Below are 25,912 nucleotides of genomic sequence, written 5' to 3'. Positions count from 1 at the left end.
CGTGTACCGGGCCGCGCTAGGTTGCGTCGTTCTGATGTCACCCTTAGCGGCGAATGCCGCCGATGCAACGCCACCTTCGCTGGTGCCTTCCGGCGCCCAGCCGTTTGCCGTTACGACGGCAACAGGCGTGCAGATGTATTCCTGCGAGTTCGACAGTGCTCATCGTCTGGGCTGGGTGTTCCAGCATCCGGAAGCCACGCTTTATGATGGCGCAGGTCAAGCGTCGATCCAACATGGTGCGGGTCCATCCTGGCAGGCGGGCGATGGCAGCCGGATCGTTGGTCGCATGGTGGCTCAGGCACCGAGTACGAATCCGAGCAGCATCCCACAACTGCTGCTCGAAACTCACAGCACCGCGGAAGGCAGTTTGTCTGGCGTGAGATTTGTGCAGCGGCTCGACACAGCAGGCGGCGTGTCACCTTCTGAGCCTTGTGTTCGCGAGCATCAGGCGGGCAGTTCGCCGTATTTCGCGCGATACATATTCTTGAAGTAGCGTTCTGCTTAGGTCGCGCGCACCTGCAAACTTGTTATGAAGCATGCAGATACGCGCGACGTCGCCCTCGCGAGCGATGCGAGTATTAAGGCTTGTAACCGTCAGTCAGCGTGTTCATGAACGCAATGATGTCCTGGATGTCATCGTCGGTCATCGCAGGTTTTTCGCCCAGTTTGCGGTCAAACGGCGCGTCGGCGACGTCGATATTCGCGTGGTACTTCGCGGGAAGATCGTCGTACTTTTCCGGCTTGCCTGCTGCGTCGAGCGGATAGATCTTTTCGGGACTCGTATTGCGCAGGTTATAGAAGTCCATCACGTGCTTCAGGTCGTGGTAGACGCCGTTGTGGAAAAACGCGTGTCGCGTGGCGACGTTGCGCAAGGTCGGCGTCAAAAACATCCCACAGTATTGCGTTAGCGTAGCTGCGTCGTCACGGAAAGGACCGCATACGCCCATATCGTAGAAATTCTGGTCCTTGTTGATGGACAGGTCACGATTGCGCGGCACGCCCAGTGCCTCGTATTGCGTGTCGGTGAATAGCGGCGGCAAATGGTCGGCCGTCGGCTTGCTCAGATGGCATCCCGCGCAGTTTGCCTTGTCAGGATCGTTGAACAGGCGCAAGCCGCGCATCTCCGCTTGTGTCAGACGTGCCTTGCCCTGGAGCCAGTAGTCGTACTTGCTCGTGAAGCGATGGAAGGATGGGTCTTCGAACTGGTAGCGTCCCACTGCGAACATCGCTTCGTCGAAGAGCAGATCGGGCTGGTTAATGATCCGGTCGCCAAACAGCTGCTTGAACTGGTCGAGATACTTCGCATTCAGCAGCTTGTGTACGACCTCGCCGGTGCTCTTGTTGGCCATTTCGACGGGATTCAGCATCGGGCCGCTCGCCTGATCCTGCAGCGTGCTCGCGCGGCCGTCCCAGAACAGGCCGCCCTGCGGGACGAGTGCGGGTGCCGCGGGCGCGACGCCTGCCGTTTTCACCGCGCGTTGCGTGCCGCTTGCTGCCGTGGCCAGTTGATCGAGCGTGACGGGCGCGGCGTCCATGTCGTTTTGATCGGGGCCAATCGAGAACGGCGCCTGGCGGTAGAGGTACGCGAGCGACGGCGGCGGCCGGTAGCCCGCGTCGGTCATATGCGGACCGCCGAGCTGTACGGACAGGTCATTCGGTGGCCCGTAGGCATGCTCCGCGCTGTGGCACGACGCGCACGATTGCTTGCCCGACGCTGAGAGCGACGGGTCATTGAAAATCTGCTGGCCAAGTAGAGCTACCGCGCTCAACGGCTGGCTCGGTGGCACGTGTAGCGCAACCGGCTGCGGATTCGCGCCGGTGATGTCTTCGACGATGGCGCCGATCGCAAGAGGCATCCGCTCCGGATAGATTGCCGCATAGGCGATAAAGGCGGCGCAGCCGGCCGCAACGGCGGCAACGGCCCAGCCGAGTGCTCGCAGAAGCTGTCGTTTGGCGCTCGCTGGGCGCGAGGGATCGCCGGCAGGCAGTGAGGGCGGCAATGCGGGGTTTGGAGAGCTCATGGCGATGATGGCAAAAATAATCCGGAAAAGACGTCGAGCCAGCACGTTGCCGCGCTGGCTCGACCCACTTCGAGTTATCTGGCGTCCCGCTGCCAATTTCACCGGCCTTAGCCGGCGATGCGTGAAACGGGCGGGACGCGCGTCGGGTTAGTTGGTCGCCGGCGCAGCTGCGAGCTTCGTACCAACGGTCGGGTCGAGGAAGACGGCCGGGTTGTTGCCCGCGCCAGCCAGGTTCAACATGCTGCGGATATCGCCGGCCGTTGCGTCGAACGAACCCGCGCCGAGCCGCTTGCCGCTGAGCCAGTTGTCTTCGATGAACTTGACGACCGACGCCTGCGTGATCTGCGTGTGGTCAACAAAGTTCTGCTTTGCCCACGGCGAAACCACAAGGAACGGCGTCCGTGTACCCGGACCACAACGGCCGTTGACCACGCCACCGTTGATGCCGAGCGGCTGCGTCGCCCCGGTGCTGGTGCACTGGCCCTGGCCCGACAACTGGTCGGCGCCCGTAAAGGTTGCCGCCCCGACGTGGGTGACGAGCGTGGTATCGAACGACGAGCTGGTGATTGCCGGCGTAACGTGGTCGTACCAACCGTCGGAGTCGTCGTAGGCGATCACGACGAGCGTGTTCTTCCAGTCAGGTTGCTGCTGCAGGAAGTTCGTGACCTTCACGACGAATGCCTGCTCGTCGAGCGGGTCTGAATTGCCCGGATGGCCGTCGCCGATTGCCGGTGCCTTCAGGAAGCTGACCGACGGGAAGTTACCCGCCTGCACAGCCGCGAAGAAGTCATCGGAGTCGTACTGGTGGTGAACTGGCGTGGCCGTATTGTCGAGCGTCGGCTCGGTGGAGCCGATCATCGCCGTCGAGGTCGGACGCTGGTGCGTCGGATTGGCCGTCGAGGCGTAGTACTGGAACCAGGCATGGTGCTGGACATAGTCAGCCGGCGCGCTGCCAAGCACGTCCGACCACGTCGAGCGCAGGCAGCCCGTCGTACCGTTCGCGTTGACGGTCTGCAGGTTGAAGCCGCCCATGAAGCCGCCCCACGTGATGTTCGAAGCGTTGAGCAGATCGCCGATGTTCTTGCCGTTCATCATGCCCGTCGGGCCGGAACTGGCGGTTTGTGCGGCGGCCGTGCAGGTGTCGGTGGTCGGATCCAGGTCGCCGATCATCGTGACGCCTCCCTGTCCGTCAGGAATCGCATTGTTGCTTGTCGTGACGGACGGGTTTTTCGGATTAGGCGTTAGCGTCACGCCCTGATTCTGGCCCGAGATCACTTCGATGGCACCCGGCGTCGACGGACCAAACGTGTCGGTCCACGCGTTGTCGTTCATCGCGAAATTCTGTGCGAGGTTCCAGTACGCGGTCACCGTGTTGCCGTCGAAGTAGCCGAGCACCTGCGCCGATGAACCAAACTGGCCTGTGCTGCCTGCGATGATCGAGCTGGCCGACGTGAAGAGCGGGAACGCGTCCATCTTCAGATTGTCATCGGCGAGCTGTTCAGGCCCATAGCTGTGGTTCTGGCTCTTCGTGTTCGCCTGGGAACGGTCGAGGCGAAACGGTTGCGCAGTGGTCGTGGTCAGCGCGGCGCCCAGCGTCGGCGGCGCAGTCGTCTGGCCGTTGACCGTGGCGGCGACGATGTTGGGCGAGGTCGCCTGCGCGTTCGGGTTAGCCGCGCCCGTCAGCCCTGCGGCGGCGAGCGTGGCGATATCCGTTTGCGTGCCGGTCGCAGCGGTGAACGCCGGCTCGCCCGTCAAGTTCTTCGCGGTCGGATAGGTTGCGAAATAATGGTCGAAGGAGACGTTCTCGCCGAAGATCACAACGAGGTGTTTGATCGGCGTGGTGGTCGCCAGGGCATCTTGCGCGGAAACGACGGGCGGGGTCGACGCCGTCGTGTTGTTGTGCGAACTGCCGCACGCGGCGATGGTCAACAGCGCCGCTACAGCTATCGCGCTGGGTAGTATTGTCCTGTAAAACATTTCTCGGGGGCTCCAGATTGCCGTTCAGCGCTCCGTTATGCGTGGAGTTGCTGGGTTTTTTTAGGTGGAATTGCAAGCTCACTTCAAGATGGAGGTGAAGCAACGGGATTGAATCATTCCCATATTGCGTAATTGAGAAACATTCCTTACCGACCTATTACATACATTTGCATTGCTATTGCTTTCGTTCTTATTCGATGTGAGATGGAGCGCTTCGTCGGATACCGCTACGGAGTTGGATGATCCCGAGGTTCGGTGATTTATTTGCAGTTCATTCTTAAGCGTGATGATCGGGTTTTCTCAATTCAATGCTTAGTGATGCAAACATTTGGAAAATGGCGGAACGACGTCATGACGCCGAGCGCATTCTTTGCGCCGGCTACTTCAAGACTCGCTGACAAACCGGTTAATTCAATTCCGTCGGCAGGTGTGGTGCGCGAAGTTTGGTCCGTCATCGAGAGTGACTTGCCGCGCCCCTTCAGCAGGGCCATCGTTTCCGACAGTGCTTTTCACAAAGTCGTGCGAATCATCAATTAAGTAGATAAAGTCGTTTGATGAATGTACGGGAAAACCCTAAAGTAGGGGCTTCCCCGTCCCATCGCACAACGCCGTCATGCCGTCTCCCATCACCCTCGACCGCAAATCACTGGTCCGCCTCGCCGTCGTCACCGTACTGACGGGCGTCGGCGCGGGCCTCGGCGGCATGCTGCTCGCGCTGCTGCTGCACGCCGTCCAGCACATCGCGTACGGCTACAGCCTGAATGCGATCGTCGGTGGCGAAAGCTTTCTGAAAGGCGTCGATGGCGCATCGCCCGAACGGCGCGTGATCGTCATGGCGGTTTGCGGTCTGATCGCGGGATTCGGCTGGTGGGCCGTGCGCCGTTTCGGCCGTCCGCTCGTCAGCATCAAGCAGGCGGTGAAATCGCCCGACACGCGCATGCCGATGCTCAGCACGCTCGGGCATGCGCTGCTGCAGATCGTGACCGTCGCGCTCGGCTCGCCGTTGGGGCGCGAGGTCGCGCCGCGCGAAGTCGGCTCGCTGGTGGCAGGTTGGCTGGCGCGCGTCGCGGGCCTGTCAGCGAACGAAACGCGCGTGATGATCGCCTGCGGCGCGGGCGCCGGCCTCGCCGCCGTGTACAACGTGCCGCTCGGCGGCGCGGTGTTCGTGCTCGAAGTGCTGCTCGTCACGTTCGATGCGACCACGGTCGCGATCGCGCTTGTGACGTCGGTGATCGCCGCTGTGGTCGCTTGGATGGGGCTTGGCGACGAGTCGCAATACGCGATTCCGTCGTTCGCGCTGAGCGGCAGTCTGGTTGCGTGGTCGGTGGCGGCAGGGCCTGTGTTCGGCATCGCCGCCTATGCGTTCACGCGCTTCATGGATCGCGCGCGCAATGCCGCGCCGGGCGCTGGCTGGCTGATGATTCCGCTCAACGTGCTCAACTTCGCCGTGATCGGTTTGCTTGCCGTGCACTTCCCGCAATTGCTCGGCAACGGCAAGGGCACCGCCCAACTCGGTTTCGACGGTCAGTTGAGCATTGGGCTCGCGGCGGCGCTCCTGGCGTTGAAGGTTGCCGTGAGCGCGAGCAGCCTGCGCGTCGGCGCGCATGGCGGTCTGTTGACGCCGGGACTGACGGTGGGCGCATTGCTTGCCGTCGTGCTCGGCGGCGCGTGGAATCTGATCGGCGCGAGCGTGCCGACCGGCGCGTTTGCGCTAGTCGGCGCAGCGGCGTTTCTCGCTTCGTCGATGAACATGCCGATTACGGCGATCGTGCTCGTCGCCGAGTTCACGCACCTTGGGCACGACATGCTGTTCCCGGTGGTGTTCGCGGTCGCGGGTTCAATCGGCGCGAGCCGCGTGTGCGCGATGCTGGCGAGCCGCGCGAGCGCGGCAGCGACGACTATGCCGGCGCATGTTGTGGCAAGCGTGACGGCGAATGCGGCGCAAGAGCGGCCCGCTAGGATGAAGCTGTTGCCCGTCACGCACAAGTGAAGATCAAACGGCGCATCACGTAAAGCAACGGGATGCGCGGCGATTCAGAACGTCTGCCAATCGGCTTCGGCGCGGCTCGCGGCCGTTTTTTCGGCATTCGGCAACTGAGCGGCGAGCGGTTTTGCAGAAGCCGCGGTCATCGTTTTCCTGGGCACGGTCACGGCGGCACGCGCGACAGCCTTCGCAGGAGCAGACGCAGCGCTCATCGCATTCGCTTGCTGCCCGCCCGGCAGCCTGAACACCGACACCAGTTCACGCAGCGTCGCCGCCTGCGACGCCATTGACTGCGTCGCCGCCGAAGCCTGCTCGACGAGCGCCGCATTCTGCTGCGTCACCTCGTCCATCTGCGAGATCGCGACATTGACCTGCTCGATGCCGCGATGCTGCTCGCCCGACGCCGCGCTGATCTCGCCCATCAGATCCGACACCTGGCGCACCGACTGCACGATTTCACCCATCGTGCGGCCCGCCTCGTCGACGAGCGCGGTGCCGCTGTTCACGCGGCTCACCGATTCGCCGATCAGATCCTTGATCTCCTTCGCCGCCGCCGCGCTGCGCTGCGCGAGCGTGCGGACCTCGCCTGCGACGACCGCGAAGCCGCGTCCCTGTTCGCCTGCGCGCGCCGCTTCGACGGCCGCGTTCAGCGCGAGGATGTTGGTCTGGAACGCGATCCCTTCGATCACCGAGATGATCTGCGCCACCTGCTGCGAACTGCTCGAGATGCCGTGCATCGTATCGACCACGCGGCTCACGACCTCGCCGCCGCGTGCCGCCGTTTCCGACGCGCGCGCCGCCAGCGCGTTGCCCTGGGTCGCGTTCTCCGCGTTCTGCTTGACGGTCGCCGTCAGTTCTTCCATGCTCGCGGCCGTTTCTTCGAGCGATGCGGCCTGTTCTTCCGTGCGCTGGCTCAAATCGGTGTTGCCCGCGGCGATCTGCGACGAGCCTGTCGCGATGCTTTCGCTGCTCGAACGCACGCGGCTCACCGTATCCTGCAGACGTTCGTTCATGTGACGGAGCGCGCCGAGCAACTGGCTCAGTTCGTCCGCGCCCTCGACGTGAATCGCCGCAGTCAGATCGCCGCGCGCGACGGTCTCGGCCACGTCGACGGAACGGCGCAGCGGCCCGACGATCGAGCGCGTGGTGACGACAGCGATGAACGCGCCCGCGAGCAACGCGAGCGCCGACAGCACGACTGTCCAGATGCGCGCACTGTGGAACGCGTCTTCCGCTTTCGCGACTTCTTCGACCGAGCCCTGGTGATTCAGCTTGATGTCGCTGTCGATCTGATCGAGTGTCGTTGTGAAGCGCGTGGACGCGTCGCCTGCCGCGAGTTGCCGCGCTTCGGCTGCGCTCGCTTCGCCGGCGTCGATCAGCTTTTCGATCTTCTCGTCGACTTCGAGATAGCTGGCCCACGACGATTTGATGTTGTCGTCAAGCTGCTGTTCTTCAGGCGACGAGATCAGCGTCGAATAAGCGTTCAGCGACTGCGCGAAAGCATTCACAGCATCCGCGTGCTGAGCGCGCATGGCGCGAATCTGGTTCGCGTCGGTGCTGAGCAGTTCACGCAGCGACAGGCGGCGCGCGTCGTCCGCATGGCCGCGCATCGTGCCTAACGTTTCGACGCTAGGAAGCCAGTCATTGCCGATCTGATACGTGCCGTCATAGATGCGCGACGATTGAAGCAAGCCAACCCCGCCGACCGCGCAAAGCAGAACCAGAACGAGGGCAAAGCCCGCGCCGAGACGCGGACCAATCTTGAAAGTGTTGAGAAACGCCATGGACCGTTTTTATGCAGGTGACGAATACGCTCTCTTAACGACAAAGTGATATGCGTTCTGCAATAAAGTTTCAAATATGACTAATGGCCGACGGCGGTGCTACTACGGCATTACGGCGGCGCAGTGCATGAAAGGTTGTGGTTGCAACGTTCCTGCTGACCGCCGTCAACCATCCGTCGACGCATTGCCGGGCGCGAACATCGACATTCTGCGCAAGATCCATTCGAGCAGTTCATTCGCGGCGGCCGCGAGAGGCCGACCCGATTTCACGAGCAAGCGCGCCTTCGCGCCCTGAAACAATGGATGATCGATAGGCACGATGGCGAGTTCTTCCGCCACCAGTTCGCGATACGCAGCGAACTCGCCGATAAGCGTCACGCCGTCGCCATGCGCGACGAAGCGCTTGAGCGCGGTCAGCGAATTGCTGGTGAGCGTCGCGCGGATTTTGATGTTCTCCGCGAACTCCAGCATTTTCGCGGCGTGGCCGATGCCGAAGGTGGCCGGCATCAGCGCGAGCGGCCATTCGAGCAGGTCTTTCACGCTCGCTGGGCCGCCGCGCAACGCGAGCGGATGATCGCGCCTCACCAGCAGCACGACGGGCTGCGCCGAACTCGCGCGGTACTCGATGCGTGGATGAGGCGGCGGATTGTACGCAAGCCCGATATGCGCGCGGCTTTCGGCGACCTGGTTGAGCAGATCGTCGACGGCGAGACTTTCGATATTGATGTCCAGCTTCGGATACTTCGCGCAGAACGGCGCGATCACTTCCTCGATCAGCGGATCGACATAGCCCTCGCTGACGGCCAGTTGCACCTGGCCTTGCTGAAGCCCCTTCAGCAAATGCAACTGGTCTTCGAGCTTTTCCTGCTGCGAACGGTAGCCGCGCCAGAATTCGAGCAGATGCGTGGCTGCTTCGGTCGGCTTGACTCCGCGCGCCTCGCGCTCGAACAGCGTCGTATCGAGTTCCTCTTCGAGCAGCCTGATCTGGCGCGTAATCACGGAAGGCGACGTGTTCAGGCTGTCCGCCGCGCCGCGGATGGTGCCGTGCGACAGCACTTCGTGAAAGTAGCGCAGCCGTTGCTGGTTGATTTCGCGCATGTCGGACGTCTCCAGAGCGTTGGGTTGACTGCTGTTGCCTTGCAGGCAACGAAGTGTGAACTTAGTTGCTCTTGCTCGCGCATTTTTACCCCGACAACATGCTGGAACGCAAGCACGGGATTCAAACCCGACATACCGGAGACGAACATGACAGCAATACAGACCCTGCGGGAGAGCGACGCGGTTCGCGCCCTCTACAACCGGCTCAACTGGCGGTTGCTGCCATTTCTTCTTGCTTGCTACATGTTTGCGTATCTGGACCGCGTGAACGTCGGCTTCGCCAAGTTCCAGATGCAGAGCGACCTCGGTTTCTCCGATGCAGCGTATGGTGTCGGCGCGGGCATCTTTTTTCTTGGCTATGTGCTGTTCGAATTGCCGAGCAATCTGCTGCTGCCGAAAATCGGCGCGCGCAAGACCTTCAGCCGCATTCTCGTGCTGTGGGGCATCACGTCGGCGTGCATGCTGTTCGTGCGCAACGTGCCGATGTTCTACGGCATGCGCTTTCTGCTCGGCATTTTCGAAGCGGGCTTCGCGCCGGGCATGATCTATTACCTGTCGTGCTGGTACGGCCCGACGCGCATGGCGCGCGCCATCGCGATCGTGTTTCTGGCCGGGCCGCTGGGCGGGATCGTCGGCGGGCCGTTGTCGGCGTGGCTGATTACAGCGCTCTCGGGTGTTCATGGGCTGGCAGGCTGGCAATGGATGTTTCTCGTCGAGGGCCTGCCCTGCATCGTGCTTGGCGTGGTCACGCTGTTCGTGCTGTCGAACCGTCCCGCCGACGCGCGCTGGCTGAGCGCCGACGAGAAACAGCTGCTCGAAAGCGAAACGGGCGCGGCGCACGCGCACAACCATTCGTTCAAGGCCGTGGCGCGCGATCCGCGCGTCTATCTGCTGGCGTTCGCGTACTTCTCGATCATCTTCCCGATCTACGCGATCAGCTTCTGGCTGCCGACGCTGATCAAGGAACAGGGCGTGAGCGATACGCTGCGTCTTGGCTGGTATGTCGCGATTCCGTATGTCGCGGCGGGGATCGGCATGTACGTCGCGGGCCGGAGTTCGGACCGCACGGGCGAACGGCGTTATCACTGCGCGTTGCCCGCGCTGACGGGCGCGTTGTTGCTGGTCGCTTCGATTTTCACGCAAGGGCATCTGTTCGCGACACTCGCGCTGCTGACGGCTGCGACGGCGATGATGTGGATGGCCTACACGGTGTTCTGGGCGATGCCTGCCGAATACATCAAGGGACCGGCTGCTGCTGGCGGCATCGCGCTGATCAATACGATCGGATTGTCGGGCGGCTTCTGGGGCCCGGCGGCGATCGGCTGGGCGCGCACGGCGACGGGCAATTCGCAACTCGCGTTGATCTTCATGGCGTGCATGCCGGTGATTGCAGGCTTGCTGATTCTCGCCAACCGGTCGACGCGCAAGTCGGCTCATGAAGCGCCGGAGTTGACGCTTAGCCCTGAATCGAACTGAGTTCGCTGAGCAAGAGGACGAACGAATCATGAAGATCCTGATCGCCGGTTTCCAGCACGAGACCAACACCTTTGCGCCGACCAAGGCGTCGTACCAGAGCTTCGTTCAGGGCGAAGGCTTTCCGCCTTTGACGCGCGGCGCCGACGTGCTGAATCTGCGCGATGTGAACGTGCCGATTGGCGGCTTCATCAGGGCAACTGAGGCGGCGTGCCACGAACTGATCCCCGTCATCTGGGCGGGTGCGAGCGCGTCGGCGCATGTGACGGAAGATGCATACGAGCGCATTGCCGGCGAGATCGTCGATGCCGTGCGCGCGGGCGGCTTCGATGCGATCTATCTCGATCTGCATGGCGCGATGGTCGCGGAGCATATCGACGATGGCGAAGGCGAACTGCTCGCACGCGTTCGGGGCGTGGTCGGTGATGACATGCCGCTCGTCGTGTCGCTCGATCTTCACGCGAACGTGACGGACAGGATGCTGCAACTCGCGGATGCGATCGTCGCGTATCGAACCTATCCGCATGTCGATATGGCCGAAACGGGCGAGCGCGCCGCTGCGTTGCTCGACAGGTTGACCCACGATCGACGCCCTTTGAAACGCGTGTCGCGGCGCATTCCGTTCCTGATTCCGGTGAATGCGATGTGCACGCTCGTCGAGCCCGCGCTCGGCGTGTACGACATGCTGGCTTCGCTCGAAGCGGGAACGGTCGCATCGCTGTCGTTTGCGCCGGGGTTTCCCGCTGCGGATTTTCCTGAATGCGGGCCGGTGATCTGGGGTTATGGGTATGACGAAGACGCGCTCGTGAAGGCTATCGATGCGCTTCACGCGCGCATGCTCGCCGATGAAGCGCAATGGGATGTGCGCTTTCTTTCACCCGACGAAGCGGTGAATGAAGCGTCACGTCTTGCGCAACATGCGGAAAAGCCCGTGATCATCGCCGATACGCAGGACAACCCGGGCGTCGGCGGCGATTCGAACACGATGGGCATGGTGCGCGCGTTGCTGCGTCATCGCGTGCAGGACGCGGCCGTTGGTGTGATATGGGACGCGCAGGCGGCGGCAGCGGCGCATCGCGCGGGCGTCGGCGCGCGCATCGAACTCGCGCTGGCGGGCCGCTCGGGTGTGCCGGGCGACGCGCCGCTACAAGGTGTTTTCGAAGTCGAGCATCTGTCGGATGGGCGTTTTCGTTTCGACGGTCCGATGATGAACGGCATGCAGGGCGATCTCGGACCGGTTGCGTGTTTGCGTATCGACGGTGTGCGGATCGTGGTCAGCACGATCAAGATGCAGATTTTCGAGCGCAACTTCTTTCGCGTTGGAGGCGTTGAGCCTGAGCGGATGAAGGTGCTAGTGGTGAAGAGTTCGGTGCATTTTCGCGCGGATTTTCAGGCGGGCGCGCATGCGGTTCTGGTGGCGAAAGCGCCCGGGCCGATGGCCGCTGATCCGGCGGATTTGCCGTGGCGAAGGCTGGATGGGGATATGCGGGTGCGGCCGATGGGGCTCACGTTTGGGGAATTCGCGGTGCGAGAAACGGGTGAGCGCAAAACTGAGCGTGATCTATTCGGCATTAACGCTGCGCAGGCTTGAGATCCGACATCTTATCCGCCGTCGTAAATCGACGAGCGCGCGATGACTTGGTTCGTGCCGCGCGGACAGCGGCACATTACGATGTCGCCATCGCATACGCCACGCGAGGCTCCCATCCCCCAGTTCAGTGCGGTGCCATAGATCGGGCCGTTCTGTCCGCAACGTGGGCAGGACGCGAGCCCCATGTGGCGCGCGAGCGGCTGTCCATCATCGAGCATCGTCGCGTCACCATCCAGCACTCGGCCTCCCGTGGTGGTCAGGTTTCCTTTGAGTGCGATCAATCTCGTCATCCAGTTTCTCCTGATTTTCGCATCGGTGATTGGTTCTGGAAAACCATGTAGCACGTACTACGAATGGAAATTGTCAAGGTTTGCAAAGGTTGACGAAAAGCAACACATGAATAAATAGTAGGATAACTACGCTTTTCAATAAATCGGGCACGTCTTAACCTCTTGACCCAAAGCGGCCGCGTTGCTTCTAGAACGGATGCGGTGTCGTCACACACGAGACAGTTTCGTGGCACTGGGTTACGACGGAGAGGAAACGATGGCGAGCCTGTTCGAGGAAAGCAGAGCGTATGCAGCCGATCTGATGGCGGTCACAGGGCGTCAGGCATATTTTCTTGACGTACCGGGCGCGGCGAGTGCGGCGGAACTTTCCGTAGTCTCGTTCGAAGCCACTGAACGCATGGGGGCGCCCACCGAGGTCCGTATCCAGCTCACACATCCGGGCAAGCTTGCACGCGAGGACTATCTGAACCGGGGCGCGGCATTCCTGATCGATCCCGCCCTCGGCACGCCACGCCGCTTCTCCGGCTTCATCGCGTCGCTCTCGACACTCAAGGCGACGAAGGACTTCATCCGCTACGAAGTCATCGTCAGGTCGCACTTCGCCCGGCTCGATGCGGTCACCACGAGCCAGATCTACCAGCATCAGACCACGCCCCAGATCATCGAGGCCGTGTTGCGACGTCATGGGCTGAAGGGCCATCAGTTCGCCTTCCGGTTGCGTCGGGCGTATCCGCAGCACCTGTTCCGTTTCCAGTACCGGATGAACGATCTCGCTTTCGTCCAGATGCTGATGCAAAAGGCGGGCATCTACTGCTACACGGTCGAGACCGAGCACGGCGACCAGATCGTGCTTGGAGACGACATCGACCACTACATCTATGAACCGCAGCTCGATGTCCCATACCGGGAGAATGCGGGACTTGAAGCGGCGATCGAGTCGGTGTTCGCGCTGGAGACTCACGCGCGGACCGTGCCGCAGTCGTTCCTGGTGGCCGACTATAACCCCGAACAGGCGTGGGAACGCTTCAGGGACGAGGCAAACGTCGCGCCTCAGGATCCCACCACCTACGGCCAGCCGTACATCTACGGCACGCATCACCTCGATCAGGCGAGCGCGAAGTGGGAGGCGCAACTTCGTCACGAAGCGGCGATAGCATGGCAGGTCGTCTACGAGGGCGAAAGCAATGTGCTGGCGCTGCAGCCGGCGCGTATCCTGCGCGTCGACGAGGCGTTGTCCGACGCGCCCGATGGTCAGGTCGTGATCGCGGTCACGCATCGTGGCGCGCGCGATACGGCCTACACGAACACCTGGCAGGCGATTCCGTCCGACCGGCGTTTCCGGCTGAAGCTGGAGGAGTCGGCGTGGGCGAAGATTCCCGGTTCGCTCTCGGCCCGGGTGACGTCGCCCGATCAATACAAATACGCCTATCTGACTTCCGCCGGTTACTACACGGTGCGCTTCGACACCGATTTTGCACCATGGCCCGCGGGCGGCGAGAGTGTGCCGCTGCGTCTCGCGAAACCGTTCGCCGGGGCGTTGCAGACGGGCTTCCACTTTCCTGCGCTGGACGGCACGGAGGCCGTGATCGAGTTCAGGGATGGCGATCCCGACAAGCCGTATATAGCGGCCTTCCATCACCACAGCCAGGCCGTGGACCACGTCACGAGCGACCGGCGCTGGCTCTCGCGCAACGTGATCCGCACGCAGAGCAACAACAAGCTGCGCATGGAGGACTGGGAAGGTCAGGAAGGCATCAAGCTGTCGACCGAGCATTCGGGCAAGTCGCAACTGAACCTCGGCTATCTGGTCAACCAGAAGCTTGAGCAGCGAGGCGAAGGCTTTGAATTGCGCACGTCGGGCTACGGCGCAACGCGCGCAGGGAAAGGGCAGTTCATCACGGCCTATGACCGGCCTGCGGCGGGTGGGCAGCAACTGGATATGCAGGAGACCATCGCGCAGCTTGAAACCGCGCTGGAGCTTGCAAGGGCACTGGCGGATTCGGCGCGCAGCGCGAAGGCGGTTCCCGCCGACATTGACGCGCAGCATCAAGTCAATGACGAACTCAATGGCCTGAAAAAACCGGGGGTGCTTGCGAGCGCGCCCGCATCCGTGGGCATCGTCTCGGGCAGTGGCGTTCAGGTCTGCGCAAAGGACAACGTCAACGTGGTGACCGGGAAAAGTGCGGATATCAGCGTGGCGAAACGCTTCACCGTGGCGGCGGGTGAACTCGTCTCAATGTTCGCGCAGAAGCTCGGGATGAAACTGATCGCCGCGAAAGGTCCGATCGAAGTGCAGGCTCAAAGCGATGCGATGTCGTTACTGGCTGACAAGGACGTGAGCGTGGCGAGTGTCAACGGCACGGTGCGTATCAGCGCGAAGAAGGAACTCATCCTCGAATGCGGCGGTGCGTTTGTCCAGCTCAAGGACGGAAGCATCACTTTGGGCGGTCCGCTCGACCTGTTTCTGAAGGTCATCACGGTCCAGAAAAAAGGAGCGCAATCGATGAACGAGAATCCGACACTGGCTCAAGGTGCCGGCTCCATTCCCCAGAGTCGCGCGGACCATTACTCCAACTGACGGCGACACGGACAAGATCAAATGGTTAGGCATCTGAATCATTCGACTCATCCCGCCAAACCGGCCGCGCCTGCAACGCAGCCGCCGCAGTGGCAACCCCTGAACTGGAGCTTCCCGTTTGCGCCTATCAATGGCAATCCAGCGAATCCCCAGACATGGCTCACGGCACTGGCCAGTGGTGATGGCGGATTCTATCCGCTCGGGGCAAACGGCATGTTTCATGGCGGCATACATTTCGACGCTGGCACCGGCGGCGCGCTAACGCAGGGTAAGGGTGTTCAGGCGATCGCCGATGGCGAGGTCGTGGCCTATCGGCTGGACGCTACATATCCCGAGCTGACCTATCCGACCACGCCTCCTCGCCACGCGCTGTATTCGACGGGGTTTGTGCTGATGCGTCACAAGCTCGTGCTGCCGCCGGAGCCAGAGACATCAGGCGCGTCAGCAACGACGGCTTCACCCGTATCGAGTGCATCTGCGACTACCGCCAGCAGCACGCAGACTTACCAACCGCCTGCCGACGAGGTGCTGGAGTTCTACAGCTTATACATGCACCAGCTTGATTGGGCAGGTTATCAGGCGGCGCAGGCAGATGACGGCAGTTCATCTGCGCTGTCTATCCACCCGCTCCCGTTCTGGCAAGGCGACCGACGTTTCCGTGTCGGCGGCAAGGCGGGGGATCGGCAGGCGCAACCTCCCCAGCGCAATACGCCGTTCCGGTTCGATCTGGCTTCAGCGGGTACGAATGCCCCCGCTCCCGGCGACGGTGCACAACTGGGAAGCATTGCGGCTGGGCCTTCGCCCGACAGCCTAGGTGCACTCGGTCCGTATGCTGATACCAAGGTCCGATATGCGTTGCCACCAGCTGATGCTGCCGGTGCCGTAGACGCATCGCAGAGTGTCCAGGGCGTCCGCATTCTGGACCGGGCTGATGGAACCGTGATTGGCCTGCTGCCGCGAGATGGCGAACTAAGCATTGTAGGAAGTGCGGTGGCCGGCTGGGCGCAAATCGCGAAGATTCTCAAGGGGGCGCCTGTCGCCGCCGTCACTGGCGCGACACCTGATCCGCGCGCTGCGACGGGCTGGGTCAATCTCGACGTACTTGATGCGGTCGTCGACCCCAAGCCGCTGGATACGGTAGTCGTGCTCGACAAGCCGTATCCGGTCAAAGCAGGCGACGTAGTGGGCTATCTGGGCGAGTACCAGAACTCCAGCCATTCGCAGGTGATGCCGCCGACACCGAAGCGATCGCTGCTTCACGTAGAGGTATTCAGCGGAGCTCAGATCGAGAATTTCATCAGCAAGAGTCAGGATCGGGCGAAGAAATTGCCCGAGAGCGGGAAAACGTTGCTCGTGATCCAACAGGGCGCGAAGCTCGTCAAATGTCCCGATCCGCAGAGCAACTCTCAGTTGGCGGGCCTCAAACTGGAACTGGCGAAGGGCGATCCAGGCAAGGGATGCTGGGCCAAGGTGCAGCCGATCAGGTCTGGGCCTCAGTCGGTCGGGCGCGTGCGCGGTCGCGCCCCACAGGAAAGCAAGACGCCCGTGGGTAATCCTCTTTGGGTCGAGCGGCAGTATGCAGGCAAGGTAGCCGGGGCGGTCGTCCATAGCTGGTCGGATTTCCCGCTACAACTTGCCGGCGCGCAGGGACCAGCCGTCGGATACCAACAGGTACTCTCTCGCGCGCAGCTTGAGCAGTCGGCCGACAACGGCAAAGCGGCAGATGATCGGGACAAAGGCGGCGCGCAGTGGTGGTCGATCGCCGCGGGCAACGCTGACGGTTCGACGATCCTGGGCTGGGTGTGCGAGAAGGATCATCCCGGTACGCAGTGGGAAAGCCCGTGGGCGTGGCCGGGCTTCGATACGGTTGATACGACTAGCATTCCGCTGCTGGACATGTACAGGCGCAACCTCTTCGAGGCCAAGCAGTTGCTTGATGGCGAGGAGGAGGAGTTCAGTGTTGTTGCGGCAACAGTGAATGCCGGGCCGTTGATCGGGAAGCTGGAAAAGGCGGCTAAGCGGCAAGGGGACGGCAACGGGAACGTAACACCCGCCGATTTGAAGAGCGCCTTGACGGTCCCTTGGCTCGCCGAGGCAGTCTCGCGTCTGATCGTCCGCTATGAGAGTGAATGGGGCGGCGATATGGGTAAGTGGGACGGGTTATCCAAGCTGATGGGTGACGGCAAATACGTCTGGCAGGCGGAGCTTGAGCGTATTAGAAAGCTGCAATGGTGGGATGCAGCGAAGGCTGTGAAGGGCTTTCCGGATGGTCCGGATGTGTGGCACATCCATCCGATTGGGTTGATTGGAAATTTTGTCAAATCAAGCAACAGCCTTGACGAACTGGTTAAGAAAATCGGTGACATTATATCGGGCGGAGAAGGTGGCTACGAGTCGTATAACTCTGGCACTAAGGACGTTCCTAACGGGAAAGTTGGGCACTCGTACATGAATCCCCCCGCCGGTACAGTCACGGGGAAAACGATCAATGAAATAATCGGAACTGAATCTCTCTCAGGCACCGATACCAATCGGCTTTTTGCCACCGGGAAATATCAAACGGTGATTGTCACTTTGCGAGCGGCAAAAGATGCATTGAGTTTAAGTGGCAATGAAAAATACGATGCGGATATGCAGGAACGAGTCTTCAAAGAGTATTTGCTAAATAAGGCGGGCGGCGGTGCGCTTGCTAATTTTGTAAAGAAAGGTGTTGGAACAGCGGATGACGCGCAATATGCCGCGGCCAAAGAATGGGCATCAATTGCTACGCCTAATGGTTTTAAGATCCTGAGCGGGCAGATATCTGATGGAACGCTGTCTTATTACCAATCGACTGCAAATCATGCGGTGATGTCGTCGACAAACCGGTTGCGGGACATCTTGAGAATATTATCGAAGAATAGTTCGTCGCGAGTTTAAGATGTGACGGTTGGGAGATTTCGCAAGTTCTACAAATTAGAAGAAAATAGGTTTTGACATGAAATGCATAAATGTAATAGTTTTTTTCACTCTTTTTCTTTCATGTGCCGTGCACGCTCAGGAAAGAACTTATTCAAAAGAATTTGAGCGATGCAGTAAGCAGGCGGTTAGCGTTGATGCAAAGCTAGATTGCGTCGGTGCCGAAATTATCAATCAAAAGAAACGAATAAATGCTGGTTACGCGAAGTTGGCAAAAATGCTCAATCCAGAAGATAAGTTGAATTTCGATAAGGTTCAACGTGAGTGGATTACGTGGAGAGATGATAATTACAATTTTCTCGCTGAACATGTCCCGGGCGAATTTGGTACTACAAGAACAACCAGCCTCGATTTCTTTTTGAAGTCAGTCTATGACAGGGCGAGCGAGATCGAAATGGTATTGGACGAAACTGGCGGAAATTCCATTTCGAAAAAATAGCCGGAATTCCAATGTAACGATAAATCCTGTGCGATTTCGGAGGCGGCTGCCGAATCTTTATTAGCTGACAAAATAGACAAGGCACGATGACATGGGCACCGAAGATGCGGAATTTTCAGCGTATCCAAATGATGAACTATCTGGAAAGAGCAATTTGACCATGCCGGTCGGTGGGTTCGATGATCTGATTAAAATGAGACTGTGATGAAATATTTATTCCGAGCAGTGATGCTTTTTGTAACTGCTGGATACACTTTTGCCTATGCGGTTGACGGCATGGTTTTGCCGAAATTTTCAGACTATCCTGCTAAGATTTATCATGGAGAGTTAAAGTTGCCAACCTATTATAGGAAAATCGATGATGTTTGGCGTGATGACATGGAGAAAATGGTGTCTGCTCCGGTGATAAATTTTGCGGGGAGATATCACATTGGGATTCATAGTTGCGGAGCCGATTGTCGATATTACACTTTTTCAGACCTTGAAAAAGGTTCTGAATCAGATGTTCTCGATATGTTCTCAAACCAGGCCGGGCGCCCTCTGAAGACCGCTGATGGCCGGGTATATACAACTGATCTTATAAGTCGGGCCGACAGCGCAATGCTCGTAGCGCAGTATCATATCGAACAGAGTGGGGCACTCAAAGAAGAGTGTCGAGAAAAGATTTTCTCTCTGATCGATGGTGGAAAAAAGATTAAATCAATAACTAAAACGATCAACCGTTGTGAGAAGTTCCAGTGAGATCCGATTATTCTGTCGAGTGATTTGATCTTATTATTTTTCGATTTGAATTGACAACATGACTCCGAGCGATTCCTCAGAGTACATGCCTAAATGATGTTTGCTGTTCGCATTGCTCTTTGGTTGTGGTCGATCATGAGATACATTTTTCGAATTCTTGCATTAATTATTTTATTTTTCATCCATTTGAGTAATTCTGATGCTAAATTTTCGGCAATGATATCAAATCATTCATTCGATCATATTGAAATTGGCTATGCGCATGACGGATGTTCTTTTCTATACTCCCCAGTCAATTTTTGTGATGAGCGACATATTGCGAAAATTAAGCAAGCCATCTCCATCCGTTCGGTAAATTTTAATGGTCATTATATTATTTTGAGAATAAAAGAATGGAAGTCATCTGATATTTATGGAGATAGTGTTGTTGTGATTGATACGCAAACTGGAATTGTCTATCCCATGCCGTTCGATTATTTTTCCGGTCGAATTGATATGAAAAATTCTCAAACAATTAGAAAACCACGATTGACGTTCTCCCGGGGTAATAACAGGGTGTGCATTGATGGTTCCATCCTTGTATATCGCGCAACAACGAATGGAATTTTTTGCTTTGACTTTGATGGTCATAAATTCAACGGATATCGTACCGAATATATAAATTGAATCCGATTGCAATCTCGTGACGGTGCAGAAGAGATCCCATTTCTAAACCAGGCAGTTGTTCGCGGCGAGAAGAAATTCATCTTCATTGCAGCTGCCGTGAACGCGGGAGTGCTGATCAGAAAGCTGGGAAAGACAGCTACGCGTTGCTGGAGAGCGCGCGGTGATGCAACGAATCTATTGGGAGCTTGGTGAGGCATGAAATCGGCGAAAAGCGCAACTCGTTTTCTTGTTTTGTTGGTTACCACGATTTACGGCGCAGCCCGAGCCTCGACTTTCCAATGTACGCCGGCGGAATCGGTGGTTTTCTCATGTTCTACTGAGAGGTTGAAAACCATCGAGTTATGTCTAGATAAGCGCACTCGTTCGATCTCTTACCGATACGGTAGACCAGGAAGAATCGAGTTTTCATATTCTGGGAAGCAAGGGGGCGAAGATGGATTTTTCTTCAATCATTATTTCCGATCAAACGTTGATTACACAAGGATCGGTTTCGTAACGGTGGGCTACGAGTATTCGGTGTTTAGAGATTACGACGCTGCCGAAGGGCCAATTCCACGCTATGGTGTAGTTGTTTCTGAGAATGGAAATGAGGTGGTGCAGATTAAATGCCAATCGCAAGTGATCGATAATATGTCGAAAATCATTAAGCAGTTGAGATGCGATGAGCGTAGCGCGCTTGGATGTTCATGAGATTCGCCTAGAACCAGGTTTGGAAACTGCCCGTGCGCGGGGAAATGCTCCTGGTAGTCCAACGCGGACGAAGTTCGAAAATAAAAACTTTTGGATGAATGGGCGAATAGGCCGACTACCGCTTAAACCGCAGCGAGTAAGAGTTTTGAGAATGAATGCGTTTTATTTGGGATGTATTCTTACTGCTATCAGTGCTAATGGACGTGCGTATGCCCATTCATTTGAAGGTAGCTGGAATTGGAGCGTCGCGCCGAGCACTAGAACGTTTTCGATTGAGCTTAACGCGCATGGAAATGTGCTCAAAGGGCAATATTGCGCTGTCGCTGAAAACGGCAACAGGACAGATTGTGATGACGAGAGAAACACAAACATCGATGGAGTCATTGATCGCACGGGGCAGTCGGCAACAGTCCATTTCTCCTCGTTTTTCGGCGCAAAAAATGGAAAGGCGCGAATTGCAATTCAAAACGATCATCTGCTATGGCATATCACCAAAAATCCAGATGATGGAGAATTTTACGCTCCTAGTGACGCAGTGTTGGACCGTCATTGAAAAGTGATGAACACGAATGCATAGTGCAGAATGACTCGATCTGAGAGGGCCTCATGCATTCGACAATTTGATTAAATAAGGCTGAAATGGAATTTTTTGCGAACTGTGCCACTTTTTTAGTATCACTAAACGTGCAGATTTTGAATTTATCGCCTCCTTCATGCCCTGGCCGATCCCAACATTCAAAAAAGTCGAGCGACCTAAGCCGATCTCCTTGCGTCTGTGGTTGTCGGCGCTCACAGCAATAGCCATTGGAATGGCCGGCTGCGTACTACTGCTATGGCGCCATGGCAGGCCAACGCAGGGCCTTCAATTCTGGGCGCTGCTCGTAGGTATCCCGCTAGTCACTTGCGTCCTTGCGTACGGTATTCGGCTCGATCGTTGGGAGCGCGAGCAGACGATTGCCGAAGAGGCCGAGCGTGAGCAAGAGCGGATCACGTTGCTATGGCGAGGGTGGTGCCGTCGTCGAGTTCATGTCATCACGGCACTGGCGGTCCTTCCGATCCCGACTCTCACGGCGCAACTGAGCGATGCCGATGCCGATCTGCCCGTGAACACAGGGCGCGCGAAAGCCTTCTCATGGACGAAAGGCAAGACCGAGGCGCCGCGACGCCAGGAACTGCTAGACCGCATCGCCAGAGGGTTACAGGCAACGCTCGCGGACAGACAGGCGATGTCCATCAAGCTTCTGCTTGACGATGCTTCGCTTGCGTTTGCAAACGCGTGGAAAGAGGCCGCCAGAACTACTTTCGGCAAGATCGCGCCAAATTGCAACTTCACCGTCGTGGTCGAGCGGGCAGTGGGCTGCGCACAGTGGCTCGCGAAGCAGGTCGATCTCAACGATGCCGCGCCGCACCTCATCATCGCCGTACAGATCTGGCCGAACGGTCAGAAGGAGCACAACTTCAGTGAGAGCGCCGCAGCTCTTCTGATTGATCAGGCTGCCACGCAGGCGGGTTACATCTTCAGGCCGATGATCGTCGCAAGCGATACGCTCGAAGGAGATCTGGCTCAGGTTGTCGACATGCAACTACAGCCGGATACCGCCACGCACGTCTGGTTCACCAGGTGCGATGACGAGTCGGTCGCTATCACTTCTGCGCTGACGCCCGATCCCAAGATACCAGTGATCGAGCGGCAGCTTGACAGCGTCGTGGGCAAACCAGGGCCCGCGAGCAGCTGGATCGCGCTTGCGACCGCACTGGAGGCTACACAGGGAACCGGGCCACATCTTGTCGCCTGGCGTGAGTCGGAGAATGAGCCTTTGAACCTGTGCATGATCGCGTCAGCACAGCCTCACTCGCCGCGAGAGGAAATACAAACTTGACATTGAAGAAACACATCTTGGGCCGGTGTCTGGTCGCCGGAGCGATCATCGCCATCCTTGCCGGCGTGATCCTGTTCACTGTTGACGTGAAGGATCTGGCTGCCTGGTTTACGCGATACCGACAAATTATCGTCTGGACGACTGTGCTAATCGCGGGCGCACTCGCGTATGTCCTGCCGCGACGCCGACAGATCCAGCTCACCGTGCAGCAAGCGTCAAGGAAGCAGGGGATCGAGCCACCCGTGCCGGCGGACAAGGTCACTCAAGAGGCAGAGCAGAGTGCCACACGCGCTGTGGGATGGGCAAAGGATCTGCGGTTTCAACTTCAGCAGTCGCGGCGGTTCCGTTGGGCATACACCCATACCTGGCTACTTGTCACCGGCGACGCCCCCACCGTTCGCCGGTTGCTGCCCGGAGTGGCCGAAAGAGGCTGGCTCATCACGGACGATGTCGTGCTGCTATGGGGCGGAGCGGGAACAGATGGCCAGCCCGATGAATTGTGGCTGCGCCAGATTCGTCGGCTGCGTCGTGCCCGCCTAATCGATGCAATGGTGCTTGCACTCGATGGAGCCACGCCGCTGCCTGATACCGCGCGCAGCACAACGGGGTGGGCTATGAATCTCGTGTGCATCATGAATACGCTGCAGTGGTCTGCGCCCGTGTACGTGCTAGATCAGGCTGAACTCTCGGCCAGAGCGCCGAACACGACGCCAGTTATCGGATGCGAGTTACCTAACGCGGCCGATGCGCACGCTATCGGCACAGCACTTGGCGGTTTGAACATACGCCTGACCAACCTCGGCATCGCGCAGATCGGCCGCGACGACCGCGACCGCTATACAGGCCTTATGTCCGAGTATCTCGACAGCCGCATCGCGGCGCTGTCGAACTGGATCGCAGGCGTCAATTCGCGCCTGTGTCGCGCAGTGGGAGTGCGCGGGGTGTTCTTCACCACGCATCCGCCGGTAGGTAACAAAGAACTGGACGCCGCCCTCTGGCACCACCTCGCCGCCGACGCCCAACGCACAGGCGGTCACCGCATCGGCCTGCACCCCGTCACCGTCTTCTCGGCGATCGCCTTTGGCGCAGTCGCACTATGGACCACGGGCCTGCTCCTCTCCGCCGCCACCAACGCCCACGACCTCGTCCTCACCAGCAAAGCCGTGCGCAACCTGGACACCGCACAGGACTCCGCCGCGCGTCTGCGCAACTTGCTCGCACTCCAGCAACGCATCTCACTGTACGAAGACCGCATCCAGCACCACACGCCGCTTCAAACCCGCTTCGGCCTGAACCACGATGCACAAACACTCTCAGCCGTCTGGAAGCCCTACTCACGCGCCGCCCGCGACACGCTGATCGCACCCGTACAGCAGAACCTCGAAGCGCAACTGGTCGATCTGAACCAGATGCAGACCACCCAGCTCGATAACCAGACGAGCCAGCTTGCGCAGGACGGTCACAGGACCTTGAAGACCTATCTGATGATGTCGGAGCCCGCACACGCCGATCCGTCCTTCATGGCGCCGTTGCTGCCGCACTACTGGAACATCGCCGCCGACCTGCCGCCAGGCGAGAAGCTCGACCTCTCGCAGCGCCTGCTCGGCTTCTACGCGGATCATCTGAAGCAGCATCCTGAATGGCGCATCGACGCTCGCGACGACCTCATCAGCGGCTCACGTCAGACACTGCTCGCCGTGATCGGCGTAAAGAACTCCGAAGACACGATCTATCAGGACATCGTCGCGTCCGTCGGCAGGAAGTACCCGGACCAGACGCTGGCCTCTCTGACAGCAGGCACTGACACACGCGGCCTGTTCCGCACCTCAGCCTCGGTTCCCGGCGTATTCACGCGAGAGGCATGGGAAGGCACGATCGCGCAGGCCATCGACGACGCCGCAAAACACAACGGCACCGCCAGCGACTGGGTGCTCGCCGGCGCCAACACAACAAACGGCACACAGCAAACGCAGACCGCATCGTCACCCGAGGTCCTGAAGGCCGCACTCACCAGCCACTACTTCGCCGACTACGCCGAACACTGGCAGGCCTTCATGAATACGATCCAGTGGGAGAACGCACCGTCGATGCCCGCCGCCATCGGCCAGCTCAAGGCCATGGCTGACGCGCGCCAGTCGCCACTGATCGCGCTGATGAAGTCGCTCGAGTATCAGGGCGGCGCAGGCGCCCAAAGGACATCGCTGTCTGACACGCTCGTCACGAAGGCGCAGAACATCTTCGGTGGCAGCAAGACCGATGAACCGCGGGCGGCCCGGCCCGATCCCGCGGGACCGCTCGGACCGTCGTTCGGTCCCGTGTTGCGCCTCGTCGCGCAGGGGACTGGCGGCGACGTGCCGTCATCAAGCAACAAAACGGCAGCCGGCTACAGCGACCTGAGCCTGCAACGCTATCTGGAGCGCGTCACGACGTTGCGGCTGCGGCTACAGCAGATCGGCGACAGCCCGGACGCTGACGCACAGGCGAGACAGGTCGCACAAACCCTCTTCCAGGGCAAAGGTTCCGAACTCGCCGACACGCAGTCCTACGCCCGCATGATCGCCGCGAGCCTCGGCGCGCAATGGGCGGGGATGGGCGACGCGCTGTTCGTGCGCCCTGTCGCGCAGGCCTTGCAGACCGTGCTCCAGCCCGCCCAGGCGAGCCTGAACGAAGCCTGGCAGCAGAGCATCGTCTCGGCGTGGAACCGCTCGTTCGCGGGACGCTATCCCTTCGCCAGCACCGCCAACGACGCCTCGCTGCCCGAACTCGCGCGCTTCCTGCGACCACAAGGCGGCCTGATCTCCGCGTTTCTCGCCAGCCAGCTCGCAGGCGTGCTGGAGTTGCAGGGCGATCAATGGATGCCCGTCACCACGGCAACGTCCTCGCTCGTCTTCGATCCTTCGTTCCTTACCGCTATCAACACGCTGCAACGCATCGCAGGGCACCTGCTCGCGCAGGGCGAGCCGCAGTATCGCGTCGACTTCAAACCGGTGCCGTCGCCGGGCATCACAGATACGCTACTCACCGTCGATGGCCAGAAGCTGCACTACTTCAATCAGCAGGAAACCTGGCAACCGATGAACTGGCCGTCGAACGATCCTCAGAGAACGGGCACGCGCCTCGAATGGCAGACGGAGAAGGCGGGCACGAACCGCAGTCTGGAGTTCGACGGACGCTGGGCATTTGTGCGGATGCTCGAACGCGCGCGCGTAGAACCCGTCGACAGCGCGACGTACATGCTGACCTGGCAGGCCTCGCCGTTCGTGCGGGAGATCAGGCCCACGGCTGCGAAGTCCGCGAGCGACGCCGCCTACGACATCGACACGCTCATCGCGCAGGAGCCCGGCAAGCCCGCTCTGGGCAGCGACACGCACGCGCTGGGCTACATGATGCGCACCGACGTGGGCAAGGGTCCGCTCGAACTGCTTGCGCTCAAGGGCTTCGTACTGCCTTCGCGCATCTTCGTGAGCCGTTCACCGGGCGCGGCGAACCTGGCGAAGGACAACGGGCCGCCGCCGTTGCCGAAGGCGGCACTCGAAGCAGGCAAACGCGCAGCAACACCACTGCCGCAAAGCTGAGATCAACCGACGAAGAGCTTCACGTATAAGCCAGGGAAAATTTCCAATCGTCTTGACGCACTACTTGGCAAACGCGCTCACAGGTACTGAGCTCGCGCTTTGGCGACTTCATCCCATGGGGAGAAGTCGCCGAGCGTCGCAATATCTTCTGTCCCTGATCCCCGATG

At 59.4% G+C, this 25,912-nt stretch carries 19 protein-coding genes; 13 read left to right on the top strand and 6 right to left on the bottom strand.

What is annotated here, in order from left to right; genetic code table 11:
* Window positions 1-34 precede the first annotated feature (34 nt).
* On the top strand, window positions 35-493 hold the full coding sequence (locus SB822_RS20975; RefSeq protein WP_407671919.1) for a DUF3455 domain-containing protein: 459 nt from the start codon (window positions 35-37) through the stop codon (window positions 491-493).
* Window positions 494-578: 85 nt separating this feature from the next.
* Here the strand turns inward: SB822_RS20975 and SB822_RS20970 are convergent, their stop codons facing one another.
* The 3 genes from SB822_RS20970 to SB822_RS20960 all read right to left on the bottom strand — a co-directional run bounded on the left by SB822_RS20970 (window position 579) and on the right by SB822_RS20960 (window position 4,489).
* Window positions 579-2,021, bottom strand: coding sequence for a cytochrome-c peroxidase (locus SB822_RS20970; protein WP_039901686.1), 1,443 nt, complete (start codon window positions 2,019-2,021; stop codon window positions 579-581).
* A 147-nt stretch (window positions 2,022-2,168) separates the two neighbouring features.
* The gene (locus SB822_RS20965) at window positions 2,169-3,998 is read right to left on the bottom strand and encodes a phospholipase C (RefSeq protein WP_079503253.1); all 1,830 of its coding nucleotides are present in this window, start codon (window positions 3,996-3,998) and stop codon (window positions 2,169-2,171) included.
* Between the two features lie 305 nt (window positions 3,999-4,303).
* The gene (locus SB822_RS20960) at window positions 4,304-4,489 is read right to left on the bottom strand and encodes a hypothetical protein (protein WP_152038159.1); all 186 of its coding nucleotides are present in this window, start codon (window positions 4,487-4,489) and stop codon (window positions 4,304-4,306) included.
* 122 nt (window positions 4,490-4,611) lie between these two features.
* Here SB822_RS20960 and SB822_RS20955 point away from each other — a divergent pair, with 122 nt between their 5' ends.
* Window positions 4,612-5,988, top strand: a complete 1,377-nt coding sequence (locus tag SB822_RS20955; protein ID WP_410855536.1) for a chloride channel protein — start codon at window positions 4,612-4,614, stop codon at window positions 5,986-5,988.
* A 44-nt stretch (window positions 5,989-6,032) separates the two neighbouring features.
* Here the strand turns inward: SB822_RS20955 and SB822_RS20950 are convergent, their stop codons facing one another.
* Together SB822_RS20950 and SB822_RS20945 are read right to left on the bottom strand one after the other, a co-directional pair.
* A complete protein-coding gene (locus tag SB822_RS20950; protein WP_410855535.1) occupies window positions 6,033-7,766 on the bottom strand; it encodes a methyl-accepting chemotaxis protein in 1,734 nt (577 codons plus the stop codon).
* 165 nt (window positions 7,767-7,931) lie between these two features.
* On the bottom strand, window positions 7,932-8,864 hold the full coding sequence (locus tag SB822_RS20945; RefSeq protein WP_410855534.1) for a LysR family transcriptional regulator: 933 nt from the start codon (window positions 8,862-8,864) through the stop codon (window positions 7,932-7,934).
* 147 nt (window positions 8,865-9,011) lie between these two features.
* On the opposite strand from SB822_RS20945, the gene SB822_RS20940 reads away from it, so the two are divergent.
* Both SB822_RS20940 and SB822_RS20935 read left to right on the top strand, forming a co-directional pair.
* Window positions 9,012-10,340 carry an MFS transporter gene (locus SB822_RS20940; RefSeq protein ID WP_007733130.1) on the top strand — a complete coding sequence of 443 codons (1,329 nt, stop codon included), beginning with the start codon at window positions 9,012-9,014 and terminating at the stop codon, window positions 10,338-10,340.
* A 28-nt stretch (window positions 10,341-10,368) separates the two neighbouring features.
* Window positions 10,369-11,928 carry a M81 family metallopeptidase gene (locus SB822_RS20935; RefSeq protein ID WP_410855533.1) on the top strand — a complete coding sequence of 520 codons (1,560 nt, stop codon included), beginning with the start codon at window positions 10,369-10,371 and terminating at the stop codon, window positions 11,926-11,928.
* Window positions 11,929-11,939: 11 nt separating this feature from the next.
* On the opposite strand, the gene SB822_RS20930 is transcribed toward SB822_RS20935, so the two are convergent.
* Window positions 11,940-12,218, bottom strand: coding sequence for a PAAR domain-containing protein (locus SB822_RS20930; RefSeq protein ID WP_410855532.1), 279 nt, complete (start codon window positions 12,216-12,218; stop codon window positions 11,940-11,942).
* Window positions 12,219-12,474: 256 nt separating this feature from the next.
* Between SB822_RS20930 and SB822_RS20925 the strand changes: the two genes are divergently transcribed.
* From SB822_RS20925 to SB822_RS20885, 9 genes are all read left to right on the top strand, one after another.
* Window positions 12,475-14,796, top strand: coding sequence for a type VI secretion system Vgr family protein (locus SB822_RS20925; RefSeq protein WP_410855556.1), 2,322 nt, complete (start codon window positions 12,475-12,477; stop codon window positions 14,794-14,796).
* A gap of 21 nt (window positions 14,797-14,817) precedes the next feature.
* Entirely contained in the window at window positions 14,818-17,715 is a 2,898-nt protein-coding gene (locus tag SB822_RS20920) for a muramidase (RefSeq protein WP_410855531.1), read from the top strand.
* Between the two features lie 109 nt (window positions 17,716-17,824).
* Window positions 17,825-18,193, top strand: coding sequence for a lysozyme inhibitor LprI family protein (locus SB822_RS20915; RefSeq protein WP_410855530.1), 369 nt, complete (start codon window positions 17,825-17,827; stop codon window positions 18,191-18,193).
* Window positions 18,194-18,397: 204 nt separating this feature from the next.
* Window positions 18,398-18,934, top strand: a complete 537-nt coding sequence (locus tag SB822_RS20910) for a hypothetical protein (RefSeq protein ID WP_410855529.1) — start codon at window positions 18,398-18,400, stop codon at window positions 18,932-18,934.
* 93 nt (window positions 18,935-19,027) lie between these two features.
* Entirely contained in the window at window positions 19,028-19,600 is a 573-nt protein-coding gene (locus SB822_RS20905) for a hypothetical protein (RefSeq protein WP_410855528.1), read from the top strand.
* 195 nt (window positions 19,601-19,795) lie between these two features.
* On the top strand, window positions 19,796-20,290 hold the full coding sequence (locus SB822_RS20900) for a hypothetical protein (RefSeq protein WP_152038160.1): 495 nt from the start codon (window positions 19,796-19,798) through the stop codon (window positions 20,288-20,290).
* A gap of 151 nt (window positions 20,291-20,441) precedes the next feature.
* Complete coding sequence (locus SB822_RS20895; RefSeq protein ID WP_152038161.1) at window positions 20,442-20,843, top strand: hypothetical protein; 402 nt, start codon at window positions 20,442-20,444, stop codon at window positions 20,841-20,843.
* Between the two features lie 160 nt (window positions 20,844-21,003).
* The gene (locus SB822_RS20890) at window positions 21,004-22,170 is read left to right on the top strand and encodes a hypothetical protein (protein WP_410855527.1); all 1,167 of its coding nucleotides are present in this window, start codon (window positions 21,004-21,006) and stop codon (window positions 22,168-22,170) included.
* Window positions 22,167-25,745 carry an ImcF-related family protein gene (locus tag SB822_RS20885; protein WP_410855526.1) on the top strand — a complete coding sequence of 1,193 codons (3,579 nt, stop codon included), beginning with the start codon at window positions 22,167-22,169 and terminating at the stop codon, window positions 25,743-25,745. The genes SB822_RS20890 and SB822_RS20885 overlap by 4 nt, the downstream gene beginning before the upstream one ends.
* The last annotated feature ends 167 nt before the right edge of the window (window positions 25,746-25,912 follow it).

It is taken from the genome of Paraburkholderia sp. SIMBA_054, assembly GCF_046534875.1.
Taxonomy (GTDB): Bacteria; Pseudomonadota; Gammaproteobacteria; order Burkholderiales; family Burkholderiaceae; genus Paraburkholderia; species Paraburkholderia hospita.
Note: the sequence above shows the minus strand (reverse complement) of the source record. Positions and strands in the feature narration are given on the sequence as shown.

Excerpts from the sequence above, each read along its gene's own strand:
- SB822_RS20930 (WP_410855532.1), bottom strand. The coding sequence starts at position 12,218 with ATGACGAGATTGATCGCACTCAAAGGAAACCTGACCACCACGGGAGGC.
- SB822_RS20900 (WP_152038160.1), top strand. The coding sequence starts at position 19,796 with ATGAAATCGGCGAAAAGCGCAACTCGTTTTCTTGTTTTGTTGGTTACC.
- SB822_RS20935 (WP_410855533.1), top strand. The coding sequence starts at position 10,369 with ATGAAGATCCTGATCGCCGGTTTCCAGCACGAGACCAACACCTTTGCG.
- SB822_RS20975 (WP_407671919.1), top strand. The coding sequence starts at position 35 with ATGTCACCCTTAGCGGCGAATGCCGCCGATGCAACGCCACCTTCGCTG.
- SB822_RS20970 (WP_039901686.1), bottom strand. The coding sequence starts at position 2,021 with ATGAGCTCTCCAAACCCCGCATTGCCGCCCTCACTGCCTGCCGGCGAT.
- SB822_RS20890 (WP_410855527.1), top strand. The coding sequence starts at position 21,004 with ATGCCCTGGCCGATCCCAACATTCAAAAAAGTCGAGCGACCTAAGCCG.
- SB822_RS20920 (WP_410855531.1), top strand. The coding sequence starts at position 14,818 with ATGGTTAGGCATCTGAATCATTCGACTCATCCCGCCAAACCGGCCGCG.
- SB822_RS20950 (WP_410855535.1), bottom strand. The coding sequence starts at position 7,766 with ATGGCGTTTCTCAACACTTTCAAGATTGGTCCGCGTCTCGGCGCGGGC.
- SB822_RS20960 (WP_152038159.1), bottom strand. The coding sequence starts at position 4,489 with ATGGCCCTGCTGAAGGGGCGCGGCAAGTCACTCTCGATGACGGACCAA.
- SB822_RS20940 (WP_007733130.1), top strand. The coding sequence starts at position 9,012 with ATGACAGCAATACAGACCCTGCGGGAGAGCGACGCGGTTCGCGCCCTC.
- SB822_RS20965 (WP_079503253.1), bottom strand. The coding sequence starts at position 3,998 with ATGTTTTACAGGACAATACTACCCAGCGCGATAGCTGTAGCGGCGCTG.
- SB822_RS20945 (WP_410855534.1), bottom strand. The coding sequence starts at position 8,864 with ATGCGCGAAATCAACCAGCAACGGCTGCGCTACTTTCACGAAGTGCTG.
- SB822_RS20925 (WP_410855556.1), top strand. The coding sequence starts at position 12,475 with ATGGCGAGCCTGTTCGAGGAAAGCAGAGCGTATGCAGCCGATCTGATG.
- SB822_RS20905 (WP_410855528.1), top strand. The coding sequence starts at position 19,028 with ATGATGTTTGCTGTTCGCATTGCTCTTTGGTTGTGGTCGATCATGAGA.
- SB822_RS20910 (WP_410855529.1), top strand. The coding sequence starts at position 18,398 with ATGAAATATTTATTCCGAGCAGTGATGCTTTTTGTAACTGCTGGATAC.
- SB822_RS20955 (WP_410855536.1), top strand. The coding sequence starts at position 4,612 with ATGCCGTCTCCCATCACCCTCGACCGCAAATCACTGGTCCGCCTCGCC.
- SB822_RS20895 (WP_152038161.1), top strand. The coding sequence starts at position 20,442 with ATGAATGCGTTTTATTTGGGATGTATTCTTACTGCTATCAGTGCTAAT.